Annotated in this window: 16 protein-coding genes and 1 pseudogene; 6 read left to right on the forward strand and 11 right to left on the reverse strand. The window is 73.4% G+C overall.

The window, feature by feature from the left end; translation table 11 throughout:
• Positions 1 to 41 precede the first annotated feature (41 nt).
• A complete protein-coding gene (locus ANAE109_RS12300; RefSeq protein ID WP_234945137.1) occupies positions 42 to 989 on the forward strand; it encodes a YheT family hydrolase in 948 nt (315 codons plus the stop codon).
• Positions 990 to 996: 7 nt separating this feature from the next.
• Here the strand turns inward: ANAE109_RS12300 and ANAE109_RS12305 are convergent, their stop codons facing one another.
• The 6 genes from ANAE109_RS12305 to ANAE109_RS12330 all read right to left on the reverse strand — a co-directional run bounded on the left by ANAE109_RS12305 (position 997) and on the right by ANAE109_RS12330 (position 6,874).
• Positions 997 to 2,130, reverse strand: a complete 1,134-nt coding sequence (locus ANAE109_RS12305) for an acyltransferase family protein (RefSeq protein ID WP_234945138.1) — start codon at positions 2,128 to 2,130, stop codon at positions 997 to 999.
• Positions 2,131 to 2,320: 190 nt separating this feature from the next.
• Positions 2,321 to 2,623: a cytochrome c gene (locus ANAE109_RS12310; protein ID WP_012097194.1), complete on the reverse strand. Its 303-nt coding sequence runs from the start codon at positions 2,621 to 2,623 to the stop codon at positions 2,321 to 2,323.
• Between the two features lie 18 nt (positions 2,624 to 2,641).
• Complete coding sequence (dsrP, locus tag ANAE109_RS12315) at positions 2,642 to 3,895, reverse strand: sulfate reduction electron transfer complex DsrMKJOP subunit DsrP (RefSeq protein ID WP_012097195.1); 1,254 nt, start codon at positions 3,893 to 3,895, stop codon at positions 2,642 to 2,644.
• A gap of 10 nt (positions 3,896 to 3,905) precedes the next feature.
• Positions 3,906 to 4,829: a 4Fe-4S dicluster domain-containing protein gene (locus ANAE109_RS12320; RefSeq protein ID WP_012097196.1), complete on the reverse strand. Its 924-nt coding sequence runs from the start codon at positions 4,827 to 4,829 to the stop codon at positions 3,906 to 3,908.
• Between the two features lie 2 nt (positions 4,830 to 4,831).
• Complete coding sequence (locus tag ANAE109_RS12325) at positions 4,832 to 5,509, reverse strand: hypothetical protein (RefSeq protein WP_012097197.1); 678 nt, start codon at positions 5,507 to 5,509, stop codon at positions 4,832 to 4,834.
• Positions 5,510 to 5,617: 108 nt separating this feature from the next.
• Positions 5,618 to 6,874 carry a TIGR04013 family B12-binding domain/radical SAM domain-containing protein gene (locus ANAE109_RS12330; protein ID WP_041448310.1) on the reverse strand — a complete coding sequence of 419 codons (1,257 nt, stop codon included), beginning with the start codon at positions 6,872 to 6,874 and terminating at the stop codon, positions 5,618 to 5,620.
• Positions 6,875 to 7,603: 729 nt separating this feature from the next.
• Here ANAE109_RS12330 and ANAE109_RS12340 point away from each other — a divergent pair.
• A pseudogene (locus ANAE109_RS12340) lies at positions 7,604 to 8,131 on the forward strand (HNH endonuclease); the annotation flags it as partial.
• A gap of 455 nt (positions 8,132 to 8,586) precedes the next feature.
• A complete protein-coding gene (locus ANAE109_RS12350; protein WP_012097200.1) occupies positions 8,587 to 9,543 on the forward strand; it encodes a CPBP family intramembrane glutamic endopeptidase in 957 nt (318 codons plus the stop codon).
• Here the strand turns inward: ANAE109_RS12350 and ANAE109_RS12355 are convergent.
• Both ANAE109_RS12355 and ANAE109_RS12360 read right to left on the reverse strand, forming a co-directional pair.
• Positions 9,500 to 10,108, reverse strand: a complete 609-nt coding sequence (locus ANAE109_RS12355) for a TIGR02265 family protein (protein ID WP_012097201.1) — start codon at positions 10,106 to 10,108, stop codon at positions 9,500 to 9,502. The genes ANAE109_RS12350 and ANAE109_RS12355 overlap by 44 nt on opposite strands.
• A gap of 134 nt (positions 10,109 to 10,242) precedes the next feature.
• Entirely contained in the window at positions 10,243 to 11,982 is a 1,740-nt protein-coding gene (locus ANAE109_RS12360; protein WP_012097202.1) for a chloride channel protein, read from the reverse strand.
• A gap of 261 nt (positions 11,983 to 12,243) precedes the next feature.
• Here ANAE109_RS12360 and ANAE109_RS12365 point away from each other — a divergent pair, with 261 nt between their 5' ends.
• Both ANAE109_RS12365 and ANAE109_RS12370 read left to right on the forward strand, forming a co-directional pair.
• Positions 12,244 to 13,188 carry a hypothetical protein gene (locus tag ANAE109_RS12365; RefSeq protein ID WP_143827960.1) on the forward strand — a complete coding sequence of 315 codons (945 nt, stop codon included), beginning with the start codon at positions 12,244 to 12,246 and terminating at the stop codon, positions 13,186 to 13,188.
• A gap of 1 nt (position 13,189) precedes the next feature.
• Entirely contained in the window at positions 13,190 to 13,516 is a 327-nt protein-coding gene (locus ANAE109_RS12370; RefSeq protein ID WP_012097204.1) for a hypothetical protein, read from the forward strand.
• A 10-nt stretch (positions 13,517 to 13,526) separates the two neighbouring features.
• On the opposite strand, the gene ANAE109_RS12375 is transcribed toward ANAE109_RS12370, so the two are convergent.
• The 3 genes from ANAE109_RS12375 to ANAE109_RS12385 form a co-directional block, all read right to left on the reverse strand.
• Positions 13,527 to 14,828, reverse strand: a complete 1,302-nt coding sequence (locus tag ANAE109_RS12375) for an MFS transporter (protein ID WP_041449135.1) — start codon at positions 14,826 to 14,828, stop codon at positions 13,527 to 13,529.
• 10 nt (positions 14,829 to 14,838) lie between these two features.
• Positions 14,839 to 17,400: a M1 family metallopeptidase gene (locus ANAE109_RS12380; RefSeq protein ID WP_012097206.1), complete on the reverse strand. Its 2,562-nt coding sequence runs from the start codon at positions 17,398 to 17,400 to the stop codon at positions 14,839 to 14,841.
• Positions 17,401 to 17,555: 155 nt separating this feature from the next.
• Positions 17,556 to 18,053 (reverse strand): ferritin, encoded by a 498-nt coding sequence (locus ANAE109_RS12385; RefSeq protein ID WP_012097207.1) that lies wholly within the window; start codon positions 18,051 to 18,053, stop codon positions 17,556 to 17,558.
• Between the two features lie 133 nt (positions 18,054 to 18,186).
• Here ANAE109_RS12385 and ANAE109_RS12390 point away from each other — a divergent pair, with 133 nt between their 5' ends.
• A complete protein-coding gene (locus ANAE109_RS12390; protein WP_012097208.1) occupies positions 18,187 to 20,133 on the forward strand; it encodes an acyl-CoA dehydrogenase family protein in 1,947 nt (648 codons plus the stop codon).
• Positions 20,134 to 20,183 lie beyond the last annotated feature (50 nt).

Raw genomic sequence — 20,183 nt, forward strand, 5'->3', positions numbered from 1 at the left:
CCCCTTACTCCCCCGCCCCGTGGCTCCGCGGCGCGCACGCGATGACGGTCTTCGCGAGCCTCGCCCGCGTGTACCCGCGCCCGGCCGCGCGCCGCGAGCGCTGGGAGCTCCCCGACGGCGACTTCGTGGACGTGGATCGCCACGCGCCGCCCGCGCCGGACGGCGCGCGGGGAGAGCGGCCGGTGCTCGTCGTGTGCCACGGCCTGGAGGGCTCCTCCCGCGCGCCCTACGTCCGCGGCCTCGTCGCCCTCGCGCTGGCCCGCGGCCTCGACGCGCTCGCGCTCAACTTCCGCGGCTGCTCCGGGGAGCCGAACCGGCTGGCGCGCTTCTACCACTCGGGCGACACCGGCGATCTCCACGAGGTCGTGACCCGCCTCGCCGCGGAGCGGCCCGGCCGGCCCATCGTCCTCGCCGGGTTCTCGCTCGGCGGGAACGTGGTCGTGAAGTACGTCGGGGAGCGTGGCGACGCGCTCGCCCCGGAGGTCCGCGGCGCCGTCGGCGTGTCGGTCCCCTTCGACCTGCAGCGCTCGGCCCGGGCGCTCGACGCGCCCGGGTTCTGGAACCGCGTCTACCGCGAGCGCTTCCTGCGACGGCTGCGGGAGAAGGCCCTCGCGAAGGCCCGCCGCTTCCCCGGCGCGTTCGACGTCGCGCGCGTCCGCCGCGCGCGCTCGTTCGCGGAGTACGACGCCGCCGTCACCGCCCCGCTGCACGGCTTCGCCTCGGCGGAGGACTACTGGACGCGCTCGTCGTCCGGCCTCTACCTCGCGGGAGTGCGCCGCCCGCTCCTCGCCATCGCGGCGATGGACGATCCCATGGTCCCCGGCGACGCGCTCCCCGTCGCCGAGGCGCGGGCGAACTCGCTCGTCACCCTCGAGGCGACGCCCTCGGGAGGCCACGTGGCGTTCGTGGCCGGCTCGCCCTTCTGGCCGGACTTCTGGGCCGAGCGGCGCGCGGTGGCGTTCGTCGCCGCCGTCGCGGCCGGCGGCTGATGAGGCCCTACTGCCCCTCGGGCTCCACGCCGCCCGCGCCTCGAACGGCGGCGAGCTGGCCCCACGCCGCGCGGGCGGCCGCGACCGCGTGCCGCCGCGCGAGCTGGAAGACCACGTGGAGCGCGAAGCTCACCGCGAGCACCGCGGTCGCGACGAGGAGCGCCCGGCCGATCCCGAGCTGGGGCCCGATGCGGTTGATGAGCCCGACGTGCGTGGACCAGCCGTAGACGATCGGCACGTGGATGGCGTAGACGCCCAGCGACGCCCGCCCGACGGGCGCGAGCTTGGCCGCGGCGACGGCGGGCACCGCGGACAGCGCCGCCAGGACGAGCAGCACGACGCCGCTGCGGAAGGTGAACAGGAGCGGGTGTCCCATCGGCATCTCGCCGACGCCGGTCCCGAAGGTCGCCGCCACCAGGACGGCGCCGGCGAGCGCCATGGCGAGGGCGCTCCGCCCTCCGCCGGCGCCCGCCACGAGGCCGACCAGCCCGCCGAGGAAGAAGTAGGCCGCCCAGGGGAACACCGGGAACGGCGAGGTGCCGCCCAGCGCCTGCGTGAGGGCGAGCGCCGGACCGGATCGCGGCAGCTCGGCGACCGACGCCGGGAGCGGCGCGGGCGCGAGCATGCCGAGCGCCACGCACAGGACCACGAGGGCGCCGAAGGCCCCGGCCTGCTCGCGACGGCTCCAGGGCAGCGCCAGCACGAGCGAGGCGACGAGCAGCGCGACGGCGATGGTGTGCAACGCGTCGAACGAGAGGAGGTGCGCCCACACCTCCGCGTCCCCGGCGGCGAGCCGGTCGAGGCCCCACCCCGGCCAGCGGAGGGTGTACCCGATGGCGAGGAGCAGGAGGACCCGCCCCAGCCTGCCGCGCGGGATGTCGAGCCCGCGGAGCCTTCCGCGCGAGATGGCCACGCTGACGGCCCAGCCGGACACCATGAGGAACAGCGGCGCGGTGAAGCCGCGCGCTTTCCAGTAGAGGTCGACCGCCGCGGTGGCGCGGATCTCGGTGGAGAGCAGGGCGTCGAGCGTGTGGCCGAACACCATCGCGAGCACGCCGAGCGCGCGCGCGGCGTCCAGGGCTCCGATGCGGGAGCGCGGTGCGGGCGTACCGGCGCCGGGGACGGCGCGCAGCGAGGGCACGGCTGGATGGGGCGGCGGGCAGGCGGTCGGCTGGGAGGTCGCTTGCAAATCGATCGGCTCGCGGGCGGGTGCGCGCTCGCCCGGTACACCGGCGTCGGCGCGCGGCCAAAATCTATAGCACGGCGCTCCCCCCTGCGCTCCCCGTCCGAGCCGTCTCGCTCGGCGCGGGACGGCCCGGGCGGTCGGATGCCTACTTCAGGCCACCCTTCACGAACTTGGCGACCGACTTGATCTCCTCGTCGGTCATCTTGCCCTTGAAGGAGGTCATCTTGCCCTTGCCGTTGGCGATCACCTCGGCGATCTCGGCCTCGCTCGCCTTCAGCGCGCTGATGTCCTTCGCGCCGAGCTTCTGGGCCATGGGCGTGTCGCCCTTCCCTTCCTTGCCGTGGCAGGCGGCGCAGCGCTTCGCGAAGATCTCAGCGGGCGCCGCGGCCTCCGCGGACGCGGCGGTTGCGGCGAAGAGGACGGCGAGGGCGACGACGATGCGCTTCATGGTGCTTCCTCCCTTGGGTCAGTGCGCCGGCAGCCCGGCGGTGCTCGAGCCCGGCGCGGCCATCCGCTCCGGGGCTCGGAAGGTTCCGACGAGGATCGGCACCGCGATCTTCACGAGCACCGTGAACACCAGGAAGCCGATCCCGAAGACGCCCGCGGCGATGGCCCATTCCGTCGCCGTCGGCGTGTACTCGTAGATCTCGCCCAGGGTGTCGGGGGTGAAGCCCGGAATGATGAGGCCCATCCCCTTCTCGATGTAGACGCCCGCCCAGATGAGGAGGCAGCCGAGGTTCAGCGTGACGTAGTTCCTGCGCGTGCGCGGGATGAGGAACAGCACGAACGCGGCGACGCTGCACGTCAGCGAGATCCACGCGTACGGCACCAGCGCCCGGTGGCCCCCCAGCCCCTGCCAGAAGTACTGCGTGTACAGGAGGTGCTCGGTGGCCGAGTAGTACTCCTTGAACAGCTCGGCGCCGAGGAGGAACAGGTTGAGGAACATCGCGTAGCTCATGAGCTCCGCGATCTTCCAGATCGCCTCGTCCTTGATCGGGAACCGGTTCGTGCGGCGCAGGATCTGGAACAGGATGATCATCACCGCCGGGCCCGAGCAGAACGCGGAGGCGATGAAGCGCGGCGCGAGGATGGAGGCGTTCCAGTACGGGCGCGCCGCCATGCCGTTGTAGAGGAACGCCGTCACCGTGTGGGTCGAGATGGCCACCGGGATGGAGAGCAGCACGAGCGGGAGGAAGATCCGCTTGTCGTAGCGCTCGCCGCGATAGGTCTTCACGAGCAGGTAGAGGACGAGCGCGAGGTTCAGGAGCAGGTAGGCGTTGAGGACGAGCGCGTCCCAGGCGAGCAGCGAGCGCGGCCAGTTGGGCGTGCCGAGCAGCGGCACGATGTGGAGGAACCGGTCCGGTCGCCCCATGTCCACGAGGATGAACAGGAGGCACATGGTGAGGGCGCTGATGGCGAGGAGCTCGCCCAGCACCGCCACCTCCTTGATGGGCTTCCACTGGTACACGTAGGCGGGGATGACGAGCAGCACCGCCGCCGCCGCGACGCCCACCAGGAAGGTGAAGTTCCCGATGTAGAAGGCCCACGAGACCTGATCGCGCATGTTCGTGGCGATGAGGCCCGCGCGCATCTGGTGGGCGTACGCCGTCGCGCCGATCGCGACGAGCGCGAGGAGCGCGGCCATCCACGCCTTGTAGGCGCGTCCCCCGGTGAGGACGAGGCGCGCGCAGCCCTTCACGAACTCGACGACTCCGCTCATCGGCGCCTCGCTAGGTCGCGTAGAAGTAGTAGAACTGCGGGTGCGTGGCGAGCTCCTCCTTGAAGACGAACACCCGCTTCGTCTCCATCACCCTGCGGATCTCGCTCTCCGGGTCGAGGAGGTTACCGAACTTGCGGGCGCCGACCGGGCAGACCTCCACGCAGGCCGGGTAGCGGCCCGCGCGCGTGCGCTGGATGCAGAAGGTGCACTTCTCCACCACGCCCTTGGGCCGCGGCCGGTTGCCGAGGTAGTGCTGGTTCGGGTTCAGCTCGCCGGCGGGCAGGTTCGGCGTGGCCCAGTTGAAGTGGCGCGCGCCGTAGGGGCAGGCGGACATGCAGCAGCGGCAGCCGATGCACCAGTCGTAGTCGATGACGACGATGCCGTCCGGCTCCTTCCACGTCGCCTGCGTCGGGCACGCCTTCACGCAGGGTGGGTTGCGGCACTGCTGGCACTGCACCGGCATGTAGAACTTGCCCGGCCGCGGCACCGCGTCCGCCTCGTAGTAGTGGTTCGCGTGGGCGAGGTCGACGCCCCGCTCCTTCTCCATCTCGAGCACCCGGATCCAGTGGATCTGCGGGCTCTGCCGCGACTGGTTGTTCTCCTCCACGCAGGCGTACACGCAGCGGCGGCAACCGACGCAGCGCGACAGGTCGAGGCCGTAGCCGAACTCGACGCCCGGGCGCGGCCCGGTGGCCGCGACCGTGGTCTTCTTGCCGAAGCGCTCGAGGTTCTTCTTCTCCACCTTGGCGAGCACGCCCCGGAGCTCGTCCGGCGAGAGCTCCTTGAAGTGGCCGCGGAGGAAGTCCTCCATCTCCACGCCGCAGGAGGACAGCGCCGCCACGGCGGCGCCGGCGGCGGCCGTCCGCATGAAGGCGCGGCGCGAGGGATCCGCGGGCTCGTCCGCGACCACGGGCAGGCTCTTCCGATCGGTCATGGCTACTTCCCCCCGGCGCCGGCGGTGGCGGTCGCGCGCTTCGCGGCTCCGGGAGGTGGCCCGCGCATCTCCTCGGGGCGGAGCGGGCGGGGCTCGGGCCGGAGCAGCTGCAGCGTGGGGGCGGTGGTCCTCTTCCCGTCCACCTCGATCTCCTTCACGCCCTTGAAGCTCGGCGTGTGCGGGTTGTGGCAGTTCACGCACAGGAAATAGGTCTTCTCGGCGTCCCACTGACCGACCCGCTTGCCGTGCACGCCGGCCCGCCAGTCGCGGTACTTGTCGCCGTGGCACTGCCCGCACAGCCGGTACGACTCGGTGAACGGCACGGTGTCGCCGCTCGCGAGCTTCAGGACGTCGCGGTTGGCGGCGTCGTGGCAGTCGAGGCACCAGCGGTGGTCGGAGTCGTGGTCGAAGACCTCCTGGATCTCCTCGTGGAAGCCGAGCTGGCGCCGCGTCCGGTCGCCCGGATCCGAGTGGCAGCCGCTGCAGGGGAAGATCCCCTCGGAGAACGGCGGCGGCTGGGCCTGCACGAGCGGCGCCTCGGCCTTCGCTCGGGCCGGCTCCGGCGCGTGGCTGGCTTTGGCCTCGGGCGCCGAGAGGCTCTGCTCCGCGGCGCGCACGGCGAGCGCCGCGAGGCTGAGTGCGACCGCGACGATCGGGACGGCGTGGGTGGCAAGGCGCATGGTGTCTCCCGCTCTCGGGGGAAACTACTCCGCGCCTTGATCTGTCGTTTGACGCCGGTCAATTTCGCGCTCGCTCGCTTGGGGCGTGAGCGCCCACTGACCTCGGCGCTACGCACCCTTGCGCGTCATGCCGAGCGGGCCCCGCTCCTGCCTCCGCCATTGACCGTGGGCCGCTCCCGAGGCCGCCAGGCGGCCCAGCAGCGCCCTCGTCGTCCCGTCGATCCGCCCGGGGGCCGCGCCGCCCCAGGGCGTGCCGGGCAGTGGCATGAAGGCGTGCGCGTGGACCCGCGCTCCCATCGCCGCGAGCCCCTGCATCTGCCCCCGCGTGGCGATTCGGTCGTCCTCCGTCTCGCCCGGGAGGCCGAAGATGAAGTCCACGGACGGCGTGAACCCCGCCTCGAGCGCCAGGCGCGCGGCCCGCGTGACGCTCTCCGCGTCGTGGCCCCGCCGCATCGAGACGAGCAGCCGGTCGGAGCCGGACTGACCTCCGATGACGAGCGTGCGGTTGTCGCAGTAGCGGCGGAGGAGCGCGAGCGCCTCGGCAGACACGTGCTCCGGCCGGAGCTCCGACGGAAAGGACCCCACGAAGAGCCGACGATCGGGTCCGATGGCCTCCCGCAACGTCGCGAGCAGCGCCTCGATCGCGGCGAGATCGCAGCCCCCGTCCGGCGAGCCCCACGAGAGCGCGGAGGGCGTCAGGACGCGCAGGTCGCGCGTCTCGAGGGCGGCGAGGTGGCGCGCCCAGCGGCGGATCGATTCGAGCGATCGGTGCCGGAATCGGGCGCGGAAGAGGAACGGCGTCTGGCAGAAGCGGCAGGCCCACGCGCAGCCGCGCGTGACCTCCAGCGGCCCGATGCGCGCCGCGCGCGGCGCGAAGGGCGGGAGCGCGTCGAGGTCCACCGGAGCGGCGCGTCCGCTCGTGCGCACTCCGCCGCCGTCGAGCCAGGCGAGGCCAGGGCCGGCGCGGGGATCGTCGCCGACGGAGAGCCGCGCGAGCAACGCGGGCAGCGTCTCCTCCCCTTCTCCTACCGCCACGAGGTCGAAGCCGGCCCCGAGCGTGGCCGCCGGCTCCGCGCTCGCGTGCGGCCCGCCCGCGACGTGCAGCACGCGCCCGTCCGGCAGCGCCGCGCGGACGCGGGCGAGCTCGGCGGCCACCTCGTCGAAGCTCGCGGTGTAGAAGGACCACGCCACCACCGGGCACCGCCCGCTCGCCAGCGCCGCAGCGGCGGCGTCGATCACCGCCTCGGGCGAGGTCGCGACGACCGCCGGGATCTCCGCGGTGGCGGGGTGTGCCTCGACCGCGCCGAGCAGCACGTTGAGCGCGTGCCGCGCCGTCCGGCGGTAATGGAGGACGAGGGTCGTCACGGCGAGGCCGAGGTTCCCCCGGGGCCGCCCCGGCGGCAAGGGGCGACCGGGCGGGCTTGGTGGACGGGGGAGGTCGGGGTCGGGGTCGTGGCGAGGTCGGGGTCGAGGTCGCGGTCGGGGTCGGGGTCGAGGTCGAGGTCGCGGTCGGGGTCGAGGTCGCGGTCGCGGTCGCGGTCGCGGTCGCGGTCGAGGTCGAGGTCGAGGTCGGGGTCGAGGTCGGGGTCTCTTCATTCGTCACATCCCACGGCGACAGCACGCGCATTCGGGCAGGTCGTGTGCCGTCGCCCGTACGCAGACGGGGCTCGGGCATCGAGGGGAGAAGCGCTCAGTTCTCGGCGCGCCTCGCGCATCGCACGGGCGGGTCTTCGTCGCCGTCGACGCGAGGACTGGGGAGCGGGCGGAGCAGGTCCGAGGAAGGTCGCGCAACCGTCTAGCGGCATTCACTCATAGTCCCTGCTATCTCCAGCGACAGCGCTTACGGGCCACTCGAGTCCCAGTTGCGGTGGGTGAACGTTGCCCTCTTGACGAGGTTCGAGGCGAAACGCGCTTCGACGTCCGCGGTACGTCGAGAGCACGTACCTCGCGAGCGCAGGCAGGCCGCGCCGTGCGCGTCCGGCGCGCCGCGTGGACGGCGAAGGGGCGGGGCCGGAAAACGGCGCAGGCGCGATCCTGGTGCGTTTCCGAAGGGGCCGACATCGCGTGTTACGAAGGGTGCACAGGAGGTGCACCATGCCCGCGATCGCCCCTTCCGCCCTCGACTCGACCCTCCTCGCCCAGCGCCTGCGCGAGCTCGCCGGCCAGGAGCGCGACGTCCAGGTCGAGTTCCTCCTCCACCTCGAGGTGTTCGATCGCCGCCGCGCGTACGTGGACGCCGGGTACCCCTCGCTCTGGGCGTATTGCCTGGAGGTGCTCCACCTGCGCGAGGGCGCTGCCGGGCGACGCATCCAGGCGATGCGGGTGCTGCGCCGGTTCCCCAGCCTCGAGGACGCCCTGCGAGATGGCCGCCTTTGCATCTCCACCGTCCAGCTGCTCGGCCAGGTGCTGACCGAGGAGAACCTGCCCGACCTCGTCGCCCGGGCCGCCTACCGCACCAAGGCCGAGGTGGATCACCTCGTCGCCTCGCTCCAGGCGCGCACCGCTCCGCGGGCGGGCCTGCGCAAGCTGCCCGACCGCGCCTCAGCCGCGAGCGCCCTGGCGCTGCCGCTGGCGGCAGTGGATGCCGGACCTGCCGAGCCGCAGCAGGCCCTGTGGGGACCGTGACCGCGGACCTACGGAACGGGAGCAAAGCCGACCGCAGCACCTTTCCGGCGACGCGGCGGATGCGCGGCGACGCCGCTCCTCCGGCCCCCTCGTAGCCCGCTTTCCCTCGCTCGTGCTGCTCCCTCGCTCGTGCTGCTCCCTCGCGCGTGCCCACCACGGTCGCGCGGGGTCGGGGTCGGGGTCGGGGTCGGGGTCGCGGTCGCGGTCGGGGTCGACGTCGGGGTCGACGTCGGGGTCGACGTCGGGGGCGACGTCGGGGTCGAGGTCGAGGTCGAGGTCGAGGTCGGGGTCGGGGTCGACGTCGGGGTCGGGGTCGGGGTCGAGGTCGGGGTCGGGGTCGAGGTCGAGGTCGACCGGGAAGCAGGAGCGAGGCTCCGGCCGCCAGCACGGGCGCGATCCGCGGCCCCGACGTGCGCGGTAAGGGATACACTCTTCGTCCATCGCGGCTCGGGATGCCTCCTCCCCCTTCCGACCTCTCCCGGCGGCGCGCCGGCCTGGGGCCTCGCCTCGCTGGCTTCGTCGCCGCCTTCCTCGCCGCGACGCTGGCTGCGCGGGGCGTGCGGCTTCTGCTGACCGGCCGGGCGCGGCTCGCTCCCGGACCCGCTGCGAGCGCGGAGCCCTACTTCCTGCTGTATCGCCTGACGGGGGTGGCCGCGGTGCTCCTCGCGTCGTGGCTCGCGTTGCGGTTCCTCGAGTCGCGCCGCCTCGCCGACCTCGGGCTCGGAGGCGGCGTCCGGAAGGCTGCGTACGACGGCGCCCGTGGCGCCACCCTCGCGAGCGGCATCTTCGTCGCCGGGTTCGCCGCGCTCCTCGTCACGGGGCACGCCCGCATCGTGGGCACGACGCTCGACTGGCGCGCCCTGGCGCTTCAGGCGGCCCCGGCAACGCTCCTCGTCGGCCTGTACGAGGAGCTCCTGTTCCGCGGATACCTCTTCCAGGCCATCGTGGAGCGGCTCCGCCCCTGGCCCGCGATCCTGCTCGTCTCCGGCGTGTTCGGCGCGATCCACTATCCGAACCCCGGGGTCACCGCACTCGGCGCGGCCGCGACGGCGCTCTACGGAGTCCTCCTCGGCGCTCTCCTGGTCCGAACCCGCAGCCTCTGGACCTGCATCGGCTTCCACTTCGCGGGCAACCTGGTTCAGGCTGCGCTGCTCGGCTCGCGCGCGAGCGGGATGAGCTTCGGGGCGAGCATTCTCAGCGTCGATTACCGGCCGACGCTCTTCGCCGGCGCGCCGAGCGGCCTCGAGGCCGCGGCGCCGACCCTGCTCGTCGCCCTCCTCGCGCTGGCGTGGGTGCTGCGATGCGGCGCGTGGAGCGCGCGGGACGGCGCGCGGGTGCTGTGGTCCGGCGCGGGTCCGCCTCCGCCTACTGCCACTCGCAGCGGAACTCGCAGCACTCCGCCTTCCTAGACCGGCAGCGGGTCTCGACCACGCTCACGCCCCGGCCGCCGCAGAGCTCGATCGCGTGCTGGAGCCAGCCGACCGTCGTCAGGCAGTCCTCTGCGACGATCTCCTCGTCGCCGAACGTGCGGACCAGCGCGGCGCGCTCTCCGGTCGCCTCGTGGACCCGGCGCCCGGAGGAGTGCTGCGACGAGTACATGCGAGGGACGTCCGCGAGGAACCGCTGTGGGTCTCCCTCGCGCACGAACGCGCGCTGGACTCCGGCGGGCCCGAGGTTCGTCGCTGCGCTGAAGCGGCCCATGTCCAGGAAGAGCCGGATGCGATCGCCGTTGGACAGGATCGCCGCCGCGGTCATCTCGAGACGGAGCAAGAGGTCCGCGGGGTACCAGCCGCTCTGGAGCACGATCCCCCGGAGCGCCTCCTGATCGGCCTTCGAGAGGTGGCGCACCACCCGCCCCGCCCGCTCGGGCCCCTGGGCCTCCAGATACTTGAGGCGCGCGAGGAGAAGCGTTCCCTTCACCTTTCCCGTGGCGCGCGTTCCACTCGGGGTCGAGGCGCTCGAGCTGTCGGGCATGGATGGCCTCCGCGCGGCAAAGGACCGCAGGCGGTCACTTCGCCGGCCCGCGCAGCAGGTGTCAACCCCAACCTGGCGCGACCACCGCTCCCACATTCACGCACCGAGTACCCGGGCGGGTAGCGGCCGTCCGCCTAGAACGTCCCGCGCGCGAGCACGTGGCGCATGGCCACCGTCCCGACCAGCCGCCGCCGATCGTCGACCACCGGCAGCCGCTCGAGGTCCGTCTCGGCGAAGCGCTGGGCGACCTCGGCGAGCGACATCGTCGTGGTGATCGGCAGCACGTCGCGGTTCACCACGTCCGCCGCCACGATCATGCCGAGGTGCGCGTGGTCGGAGATGGTCCCCTTGAGCGCGTCGAGCTGGATGACGCCGAGGAGCTCGTTGTCGGTCGTGGTCACGTAGAGATCGTGGCCGGGCGGGAGCGAGAGGAGCTTCTTCAGCATCTGGTCGAAGGGCATGGTCGGCTCGACGCGCTCGGCGTCGGGCACCACCAGCGCGGCGACGGGCGTCCGGCGCAACCAGTCGGGGCGCGGGAACTCGGGCAGGCGCACGCCGCGGCGGCGCAGCGGCGCCGTGTAGAGCGAGTCGGGCTCGATCGCGCGGCTCGTCGCCGCGGCGATGGCGGCGGAGAGCATGAGGGGGAGGATGACCCCGTAGTCGCCGGTCATCTCGAAGATGATGAGCACCGAGGAGACCGCGGCGTGGGTCGTGCCGGCGAGCACGCCGGCCATCCCGACGAGGGCGAGCGCGCCGGGCGGCGCCAGCCCCGGGAACGCCAGCGCGAGCAGCTCGCCCGCCGCCCCGCCGATGGCCGCGCCGTAGAACAGCGACGGCGTGAAGAGGCCGCCCGGGACGCCCGAGGCGGTGCAGAGCGCGCTCGCCAGCAGCTTCAGGACGGGGAAGAGCAGCAATGCCTTCAGCTGCACGGTCCCGAGCAGCATGGCGTGCACGGTGTCGAAGCCGTTGCCCAGCACCGGCGCCCAGCGCAGCGACATGAGCCCGACGATGAAGAGCCCGAGCACCGGCAGGAGCGGCCTCATCCAGCGCGGGAACCGCTCGAAGGTGACCTCCACCCAGCCCATGACGCGGACGTAGATGACCGACGCGAGCCCGAGGAACGGCGCGAGGACGAGGGCGGGGATGAGCTCCCGCGGGTGGAGCAGCTCGTACTCCGGGATGATGTACGTCATGTGCGCGCCCGGAAGGATGCGCGACACGGCGGTGGCCACCACGCACGACACGACGATGGGCCCGAGGAGCTCGAGCGCGAACGAGCCGAGCAGCACCTCGAGGCCGAAGAGCGCGCCGCCGATGGGGGTGTCGTACGCGGCGGCGATCCCCGACGCGGCCCCGCACGCGACCAGGACGCGCGCCTGGCGCTCGTCGAGACGGAGCCGCGTGGCGAGCCACGAGCCCGAAGCCGCCCCCGCCTGGACGAGCGCGCCCTCGCGGCCGAGCGACGCGCCCATGCCCACGCCCACGATGGAGAGCAGCCCGCGCACCATGGTGGGCCCGAGCGCGAGCTGCCGGTCGCGGTGCCAGATCGCCTCGATGATGCGCGCCGTGCCGTGACCACCCATGGGGCGACGCCACAGCAGGAACACCAACGTCACGAGCGCGCCCGCGGCGGTCGGCACGAGCACGCGGTGGAGCGGCCCCGCCGCCTCGACGGCGGCGATGAACCGGTCCGCGTCCGGCCAGGCGAGCCCCTGGACGAGCCGCAGCACGTAGAGGAGCGCCCCGGCGCCCAGGCCCGACAGCAGCCCCGTCGCGATGACCAGCACCCAGAAGCGCTGCGCGGCCGCCGGGAGGATGCGGAGGAAGTCTCGCAGGGAGCGGAAGAACAGCGGCGGCGCGCCGCCGGGAGGCACCTGCGCGCCGTTGGGCGTCCCCCCGGGAGTGGCGCTCGTCCCGCGACCTGTTCCCGTCGTCGAAGCCACGCGTTGGTGGGCCGCCCGTGTCCCCCAAGTTCGGCACGGGGCAGGCGCGCCGGCAACCCGTCCCGCCGCGACCGACCACGACGCTCGGTCGCGGGCGCGCGGGCGTTGGGGTGACGCCTGTCGCCGCGAGGGCTCTACCGCCTGCCGGGTCGGGACGCAAGCTTCCCTGGAGTGGATCCGGCGAAGGAAGTCGTGGCGGAGCCCGGCGCACACACCGTGCGGGATTTCACCCGCCGTGCCCGCCGGCTCGCCGCGCTCCACGTCGCCCTCGCCATGGGGGCCGTCGCCGGCGAGGTGCTCCTCGCGGTCCGGGGCAAGGTGCTCGTCACCCTCACGCAGCGCTCCAACGTCGAGACGCTCACCCTCGCCTTCTTCGCGGTGTTCTTCGCCTACGTCGGGGTCCTCGGCGCGCGCGGCTTCCCCGGAGCGCTCCAGGTCCTCCGCTTCGCGCTCCTCGCGCGGGTGCGCGGCGGCGACGCAGCCGAGCGCGCCAAGCACGAGGCCCTCGGGCCGCCCCGGGCCGAGCCGCCCCTCGCCGCCGTGAACGTGGTCCTCGAGCGGGCGGACGCCCCCGGCCGACCCTTCGAGCTGCGGGTCGAGGACGCGGCGGGATCGATGGGGCGGCTGCACGTGGACGGCGCGCGCGTCCAGCACCGCCCCCACCGCCGGGACGGCTCGAACAACCTCCTCGCCTACTTCGCGCACCAGGTGGACGACGTCGCGGGCCGCCGGCAAGGACGGACGGTGGACGTCGTCGAGTGGGGGACGCTCGACGACGAGGGCACGCACGAGTTCCTCGCGCTGGCCGAGTTCGGGCGCAACCTCGGCAACGCGCTCGGGAAGCACGGCCTCTGGCCGCGCGTCGTCCTCACCGCCGAGGACTGCGCCGAGCTCGAGCGGCGCCTCTCGGCGATCTGCCCGGCCCTGCGCGACGAGGGGTTCCTGCCGCACTGGGAGTACCAGGGGGAGCACAAGCTCCCCATCGTGCCGGAGCCGCTCGGGCTCGCGAGCCTCGGGCGGACCGAGCGGCGCGCCGATCCGCTCCCATCGCTCACCGCGCTGACCGTCGTCGTCGCGGCGGCGACCGCGATCCTCGCCGCCGTGATCTTCTTCCCGCCGTGGGTGCCGGGGAAGTGACGTGAAGCGCGCCCTCACGATCCTCCTCGTCGCCGCAGCGTTCGCCCTCGCCGTGAGGGCGTGCGCGGGGCCCCGACCACGGATCGCGGCGTCGTGGCTGGAGCAGGCGCCGGGGGGCTGGGTCGCCGCCGCGCGCGTCCGCAACGAGGGCGGCGCGGGAGAGATCCAGGTGACGTTCCGCCTGCGCGACCGCGCGACGGGGCGATCGATCCCGGCGGAGGCCACCGCGCACGCCCAGGACGGCGAGGAGATCGAGGTGCGGGTGTGGGTGCCGGCGCCGCCGGGGAGCTGGTCGCTCGAGGCGGAGTCGGAGTACCCGCCCCGCTGAGCGAGGGCCGTCAGCCTCCGACGTCCGCCGCGGACGCTGCGGGCGAAGGCCCCGCGCGCCGCCGCACCACCGCCACCATCACCAGCAGGGCGGCGATCCCGGCGAGCGTCAGCATGACGTCCATGGCGAGCGAGCCGCGCGACCCGCGGAGCTCCGCCGGGAAGAGCCACCCGCCCGCCGCCCACCCGTCGAGCCACGTGACGTAGCTGATGGCGAGGTTCGAGGAGGCGTTGAACAGCGCGTACTTCGTGGTGGTCGCGGCCGTGTGGCCGATGAGCTCGAGCACCATGCCGGCCCAGGTGGCGAAGGCGATCCCGTTCGCGAAGGAGTAGGCGAGCGTGCCCCACGCGTAGGTCGTCTGCGTGAGCGGCGCGAGCAGCATGGCGAGCGCCGAGAGCGCGGTGAGCCCGCCCGCGGCCGCGTAGGCGAGGCGCCGGCTCATGCGGTCGGCGAGGTAGCCCCCCACGAGCGCGCCCGCCGCCGCCGTCAGCCCGCCGCCGATGCCGTTCACGATCCCGACCACGCGCCCCGTCGCGCCGAAGTCCGGCGCCATCCCGGCGAACAGGTTCGTGAGCGCCCCGCAGCCCACCGGTACGAGGCAGATCACGAGCCCGGTGAAGCCGTCGCGGCTGCGGACCGTGCGGCCCAGGTCCTTCAGCATCTCCCACAGGTGCCGCCCGAGCGCCCGCGCCAGGCTCCCCGCCTGCGCGACGGCCAGATCGACGCGGCGCGGCTCGACGATGCGCAGCGCGAGCGCCGCGCTCGCGACGATCACCACGGCGAGGACGAGGCCGCCGGCGCGCGGCGAGACGTGCTCCGAGACCCACAGCGCGAGGGCGCCGAGCAGGCCCGTCCCGCCCACGTTCGAGGCCATCGAGAACCCGCCCGCCTTGCCCTTGTCCTCGAGCCGGGTGGTGATCGCCATGAGCGCGTTGTTCGCGGCGTGCGCGGTCGTGGCGGTCGCCTGGGCCAGCATCACGAGGGTCGTGTACAGGCCCAGGTTCCGCAGCGGGTCCGGGACGAGCGAGGCCGCGACGAGGAGCCCCGCCGTCGCCGCGGTCATGGCGAGGTACCAGGCGCGCTTCAGCGAACCGATGTCGAGCACCGGGATCCAGAGGATCTTGAAGGCGTGCGGGGCGAACACCGCGGCGCTGATCGCGCCCACCCGATCGAGCGGCACGCCACCCTGCCGCAGCCAGAACGGCATGGCGATCATGGCGTAGCCGACCGCCGCCCCGAACGGCAGATCGAGGAAGAGGAACAGGAAGGGGGGCGTCGGGCGCGCGGGGTCGGAGGCGAGCGTCGTCGTCACGCGGCGCACTCTACCGCGCCTCCAGCCACCGCCCGATCCCCGCCTGCGTCCGCTCGCGGAGGGCCACGTCCTGGCGGAGCCGCTCGAGCGTCTGCGCGATGGCCTGGCGCGCCTCGTCGAGCGGGTGCGCCGCCAGGAACGCCTCGGCCTCCTCCAGCTCCCGCCGCTCGACGAGCGCGCCCATCGCCTCCACGATGCGGCGCAGCAGCATGGGGGCGCCCTTCACGCGCGCGTGCAGCCGCTCCCAATCCGCCCGCAGCCGCTCCCAGAACGGCCGGCGCGCGGTGCGGTTCGCGAGGAGCGCGGCCACGAACGAGGCGACGTCCTGCAGCGGGACCTCGTCGGTGAAGGCCAGCTCCACGCCGCGCGCGGCCAGGTTCGGGTCCTCGAAGGAGGCGAGGGCGAGCAGCCAGCGGCGGCGGAAGGCCGGATCGGTCTCCTTCGCGAAGAGCGCGCGGAACCGCTCGAAGCGGGACGCGTCCCCCGCGCGCGCCGCCATCGCCACGGAGGCGTCGTGCAGGTTCGGCTCCAGCGCCTTGCGGTCGCCGGCGATCCACCGGTCGAGGCGGGCCGCGGCCTCGCCGACCACCCCCGCGCTCCGCGCCACGACGCCGAGCGCGCGCACCGCCGCCGCCCGGCGCAGCCGGACCGCATCCGCCTCGCCCGGCGCGGCGTCCCAGCCGAGCGCGGCGAGGTGCGGGCCGAACAGCGTGACGACGAGCGCCGCGAAGCGGAGCCGGTCGCCGTCCGCGAGCAGCCGGTGGTCGATCGCGGAGAGCCGCGCCACCAGCTCGTCCAGGACGGCGTGGTCCGCCTCGGCGCCGAAGCGCGTGACGAGGTCGAGGAACGCGTCGATCTCCCGCTCGCCGCAGCGCACCAGGGCCCACTCGTCGGAGAGCAGCTGGATCCGCTCCGCCGGGGCGAGCCGGCCGACGGCGCGCCCGATGGCGTCGAGCCCCGCGGCGTCGTACGCCACGCGGTAGAAGCCGGTCGCGGCCGCGTTCGCGCACACGTAGGCGGGCTCGGCGCCGCCGGCGAGCTCCACCTCGGCGCGCCGCTCGCGCAGCAGGACCCGCTGCTCGGTCACGCGCTCTCCGTCGCCGTGGCGAACCACCAGCGGCACCGGCCAGAGCGAGTCGTCGCCCTCCCCGGCCCCGGGCTCCGAGAAGAAGCGGCGCTGCTCGAGCACGAGCCTGCGCCCCTCCCTCGCGACGCGCACGAGCGGGAACCCGGGCTTGCCGATCCAGGCGTTCGCGAGCTCGACCACCGGCTCTCCGGACGCCTCCCCCAGCGCGGACCACAGGTCGTCGGCGACCGCGTTCCCCTGCGCGTGCCGCCGCATGTAGAGGCGGATGCCGTCCCGGAACCGCTCCTCGCCCAGGTAGCCCTCGATCATGCGGAGCACCGCCCCGCCCTTCTCGTAGGTGATGAGATCGAACGCCTCGCCGGCCGCGTTCACGTCGCGGATCTCGGCGCGGATGGGGTGCGTCGAGCGCAGGGCGTCGAGGTGCATCGCCGCCGCCTTGCCCTGGTCGAACTCCAGCCACACGCGCCAGGCGGGGTTCCACCGGTCGACGATCTTGAAGGCCATCCAGGTGGCGAACGCCTCGTTGAGCCAGAGGTCGTCCCACCACGTCATGGTGACCCAGTTGCCGAACCACTGGTGCGCGAGCTCGTGGGTCACGACCTCCGCGACCCGCTTCTTCTGCGCGAGGGAGGCCGTCTGCGGATCGAGGAGGAGCGCCACCTCGCGGAAGGTGATGAGCCCCGCGTTCTCCATCGCTCCGGCCTCGAACTCGGGGAGCCCGACCTGATCGACCTTGCCGAACGCATAGGGGACGCCGAAGTAGTCCTCGAGGCGCGGCAGCACCGCGACGGCGACGTCCTGACCGAACCCGGTGAGCGGGAGCTTCTCCGGGGAGGCCCACGTGCGAACCGGCACGCCGCGGACGCTCGTGGCGGGGGACCCGTCGATGGGGCCGACCACCAGCGCGACGAGGTAGGTCGGGAGCGGCGGCGTCTCCGCGAAGCCGACCCGCTTGCGGCCCGGGCCGAGCGCCTCCTCGCGCTCCGGCGCGCCGTTCGAGAGCACGACCGCCGCCGCGGGCGCCTCGACGACCAGCCGCCAGCGGGCCTTGAACCCTGGCTCGTCGAAGCAGGGGAAGACGCGCCGCGCGTCCGCCGCCTCGAACTGCGTGGCGGCGAGGCCGCTCCCGGCGAGGTAGAGGCCGCGCAGCCCTCCGGTCATGCGGCCGGTCCACGCGAGCTCGAGCGTCCCCGCTCCGGCCGGCACCGGCTCGGCGAAGCGCAGGACGACCGTCTCGCTCGCGGCCACGGGCGTGATCGAGGCGGGCTCCAGGACCCGATCCGCCACGCGCAGCGTCGCCCGCGTCACGTCCAGCTCGGCGGCGTGCAGGACGAGCTCGTCGGCCGGCTGCGCCGCGGCGAGCTCGACCCGCTCCGTCCCGGAGAAGCGCTTGCCCTCGAGATCCACGGAGAGGGTCGCGTCGTAGCGCGTGGGGCGCAGGTGGGTCGGGAGCCGGAACGTACGCTCGTCGGTGGGGTGGGGCATGGCTCGGTGGTCTCCGCTGGGCCTCGCAGAGGTAACCGAGGAGCGCCGTCGCCAACCAGGACTTTCCGCGTCAGCCGCCGCTCCCGGACCCCGCCGGGTCGGCCGCGGCGCGCGCTGCGAGGCCAGCTCGAGCGCGCCCGCGTCGCCGGCGCGCGCTAGGCGACCTTCCCGCGCTTCCCGTATTCCTTGTCGAGATAGAGCGCGGCCCCCGGGCGGTCGCCGACCATGCGCAGCTTCTGGATGATCTCGTCCGCGGCCGCCTCCTCCTCGACCTGCTCGGTGACGAACCCGTCGAGGAACACCCGCGCCGCGGTGTCTCGCTCTTCCACCGCGACGGCGTGGAGCTCGTGCACGAGGGACGTCACCTTGCGCTCGTGCTCCAGGACCTTCTCGAACACGTCGTTCACGCTGGCCCACGCGGCAGGAGGCGCTTCGACCGGGCCGAAGCGCGCCTCACCCCCGCGCGCGAGGAGGAAGTCGAGGCTCCTCCGCGCGTGCTCGAGCTCCTCGGCGTGCTGCGCCCGGAGCCAGCGCGCGAACCCCTTCCACACGTGCGCCTCGCACCACGCCGACATCCCCAGGTACAGGTGCGCCGAGTACAGCTCCGCCTGGACGTGGCGGTTCAGGGCCTCGCTCATCTTCGGTCCGATCATTTCCCCTCCTCCTTCGCGGCTGCTCCGGTGGTCATCTGCACTGGCAGGCGTTCGACGAGCCGGCCCCTCACGGGTGTGGCAGTTGGCAAGGCGCGTTGCGTTAATTTGATTAGGGAATCAGCGGAGGTGCGCAATGGCCGTGATCCAGGGCAACGACGAGATGATGCGCTCCCGAGAGGTCGCGGAGGCTGCGCGGGAGGCCGAGTGGCAGGGTGCCGGGTTCCTCCGCGAGCTCTTCCTCGGCAAGCTCAGGCTCGACCTCATCCACCCCTACCCGCTCGAAGGCCCGGAGCGCCCCGAGTTCCGCCGCTTCTATGCCGCGTTCGAGCAGTTCCTGCGCGAGAAGGTGGATCCCGTCCAGATCGACGAGACGGGCGAGTATCCCCCCGAGGTGATCGACGGGCTGAAGCGGCTCGGCGCTTTCGGCATGAAGGTGCCGGTCGAGTACGGCGGCCTCGGGCTGAACCAGGTCGAGTACGGAAAGGCGATGCAGCTCGTCGGGGGCTACGACGCGAACATCACGGCTCTGCTCTCCGCCCACCAGTCCATCGGCGTGCCGCAGCCGCTCAAGCTGTTCGGCTCGCCCGAGCTGAAGCAGAAGTACCTCCCGCGCATCGCCAAGGGCGCCATCAGCGCGTTCGCGCTGACCGAGGTGCACGTCGGCTCGGATCCGGCCCGCCTCTCCACGAGCTACGAGCCGTCGCCCGACGGCAAGCACTACGTCATCAACGGGTCCAAGCTCTGGTGCACGAACGGCACGATCGCCGAGCTGCTCGTGGTCATGGCGCGGAACCCCAAGACCAACGCCATCAGCGCGTTCGTGGTCGAGGCGGACTCGGAGGGCGTGGAGGTCACGCACCGCTGCCGGTTCATGGGGCTGCGCGCGCTCGCCAACGCGGCGATCCGCTTCACGAACGTGAAGGTCCCGGCGGAGAACCTCATCGGGAAGGAGGGGCGCGGCCTCAAGATCGCGCTCACCACGCTCAACACGGGCCGGCTGTCCCTGCCCGCCGCGGTGGTCGGCGGGGGCAAGCGGTTCCTCGAGCTCTCGCGCAAGTGGTCCGCGGCGCGGGTGCAGTGGGGCCAGGAGATCGGGAAGCACGAGGCGATCACGCACAAGCTCGCGGAGATGGCCGCGACGACCTACGCGATGGAGTCGGTCTCCGACCTCGCTCAGTCGCTCGCCGACAAGAAGGGCTACGACATCCGCCTGGAGGCGGCGGCCGCGAAGGAGTGGAACACCGTCAAGGCCTGGCGGCTCGTCGACGAGACGATGCAGATCCGCGGCGGCCGCGGGTACGAGAAGGCGAGCTCGCTCGCCGCGCGCGGCGAGGCGGACCCGGACGTCGAGCGCGCGATGCGCGACCTGCGCATCAACCTCATCTTCGAGGGCTCCTCGGAGGTCATGCACCTCTTCATGGCCCGGGAGGCGGTGGACAAGCACCTGCAGGTCGCCGGCGCGCTCATCGACCCCAAGGTCCCGGTCGGCAAGAAGCTCGGCCAGCTCCCGAAGCTCGCCGCGTTCTACGTGCCCTGGTACCTCGGGCTGTGGGCGCGCGGGCTGTTCGCCCCGCGCTACGGCGAGTTCGGCAGGAACGCGAAGCACCTCCGCTTCATCGAGCGCTCGAGCCGCAAGCTCGCGCGCGAGATCTTCCACTCGATGGTGGTGTTCCAGGCGGCCGCCGAGCGGAAGCAGGCGTTCCTGTTCCGCCTGGTGGACATCGCGAACGAGCTGTTCGCCATGGCGGCGAGCGTGACCCGGGCGCAGGCGCTGAAGGAAGCCGGACGTCCCGAGGCCGAGGACGCGGCCAGGCTCGCCGACCACTTCTGCCTCACCACGCGGCGCAAGGTGCGGGCGCTCTTCGGCGCCCTCTGGAGCAACGACGACGCGAAGGCGTACGCGATGGGCCGCGCGGTGCTCGACGGCAAGTACGAGTGGCTGGAGAAGGGCGGCATCGGCCTCGACGTCACCGTCGAGGAGCTCCGGCCGAGGCTCCCCGGGGCGACGCCCGCGAGGCCCGCCGCCGTGGGCGAGGGATCGCGGCCGCCCGTGTTCGCCGAGCCGCAGCCGGTGTCGTGAGCCGGCGCCGAGCTCGTCGCCCGACAGGGCAAGGTGCGGACGCCCGCTCC

The organism is Anaeromyxobacter sp. Fw109-5 (assembly GCF_000017505.1).
In the GTDB taxonomy this organism is placed as follows: domain Bacteria; phylum Myxococcota; class Myxococcia; order Myxococcales; family Anaeromyxobacteraceae; genus Anaeromyxobacter.

Coding starts and splice junctions, on each gene's coding strand:
- ANAE109_RS12300 (WP_234945137.1), top strand. CDS start 42: ATGACGGTCTTCGCGAGCCTCGCCCGCGTGTACCCGCGCCCGGCCGCG.
- ANAE109_RS12310 (WP_012097194.1), bottom strand. CDS start 2,623: ATGAAGCGCATCGTCGTCGCCCTCGCCGTCCTCTTCGCCGCAACCGCC.
- dsrP (WP_012097195.1), bottom strand. CDS start 3,895: ATGAGCGGAGTCGTCGAGTTCGTGAAGGGCTGCGCGCGCCTCGTCCTC.
- ANAE109_RS12320 (WP_012097196.1), bottom strand. CDS start 4,829: ATGACCGATCGGAAGAGCCTGCCCGTGGTCGCGGACGAGCCCGCGGAT.
- ANAE109_RS12325 (WP_012097197.1), bottom strand. CDS start 5,509: ATGCGCCTTGCCACCCACGCCGTCCCGATCGTCGCGGTCGCACTCAGC.
- ANAE109_RS12350 (WP_012097200.1), top strand. CDS start 8,587: ATGCCTCCTCCCCCTTCCGACCTCTCCCGGCGGCGCGCCGGCCTGGGG.
- ANAE109_RS12355 (WP_012097201.1), bottom strand. CDS start 10,108: ATGCCCGACAGCTCGAGCGCCTCGACCCCGAGTGGAACGCGCGCCACG.
- ANAE109_RS12380 (WP_012097206.1), bottom strand. CDS start 17,400: ATGCCCCACCCCACCGACGAGCGTACGTTCCGGCTCCCGACCCACCTG.
- ANAE109_RS12385 (WP_012097207.1), bottom strand. CDS start 18,053: ATGATCGGACCGAAGATGAGCGAGGCCCTGAACCGCCACGTCCAGGCG.
- ANAE109_RS12390 (WP_012097208.1), top strand. CDS start 18,187: ATGGCCGTGATCCAGGGCAACGACGAGATGATGCGCTCCCGAGAGGTC.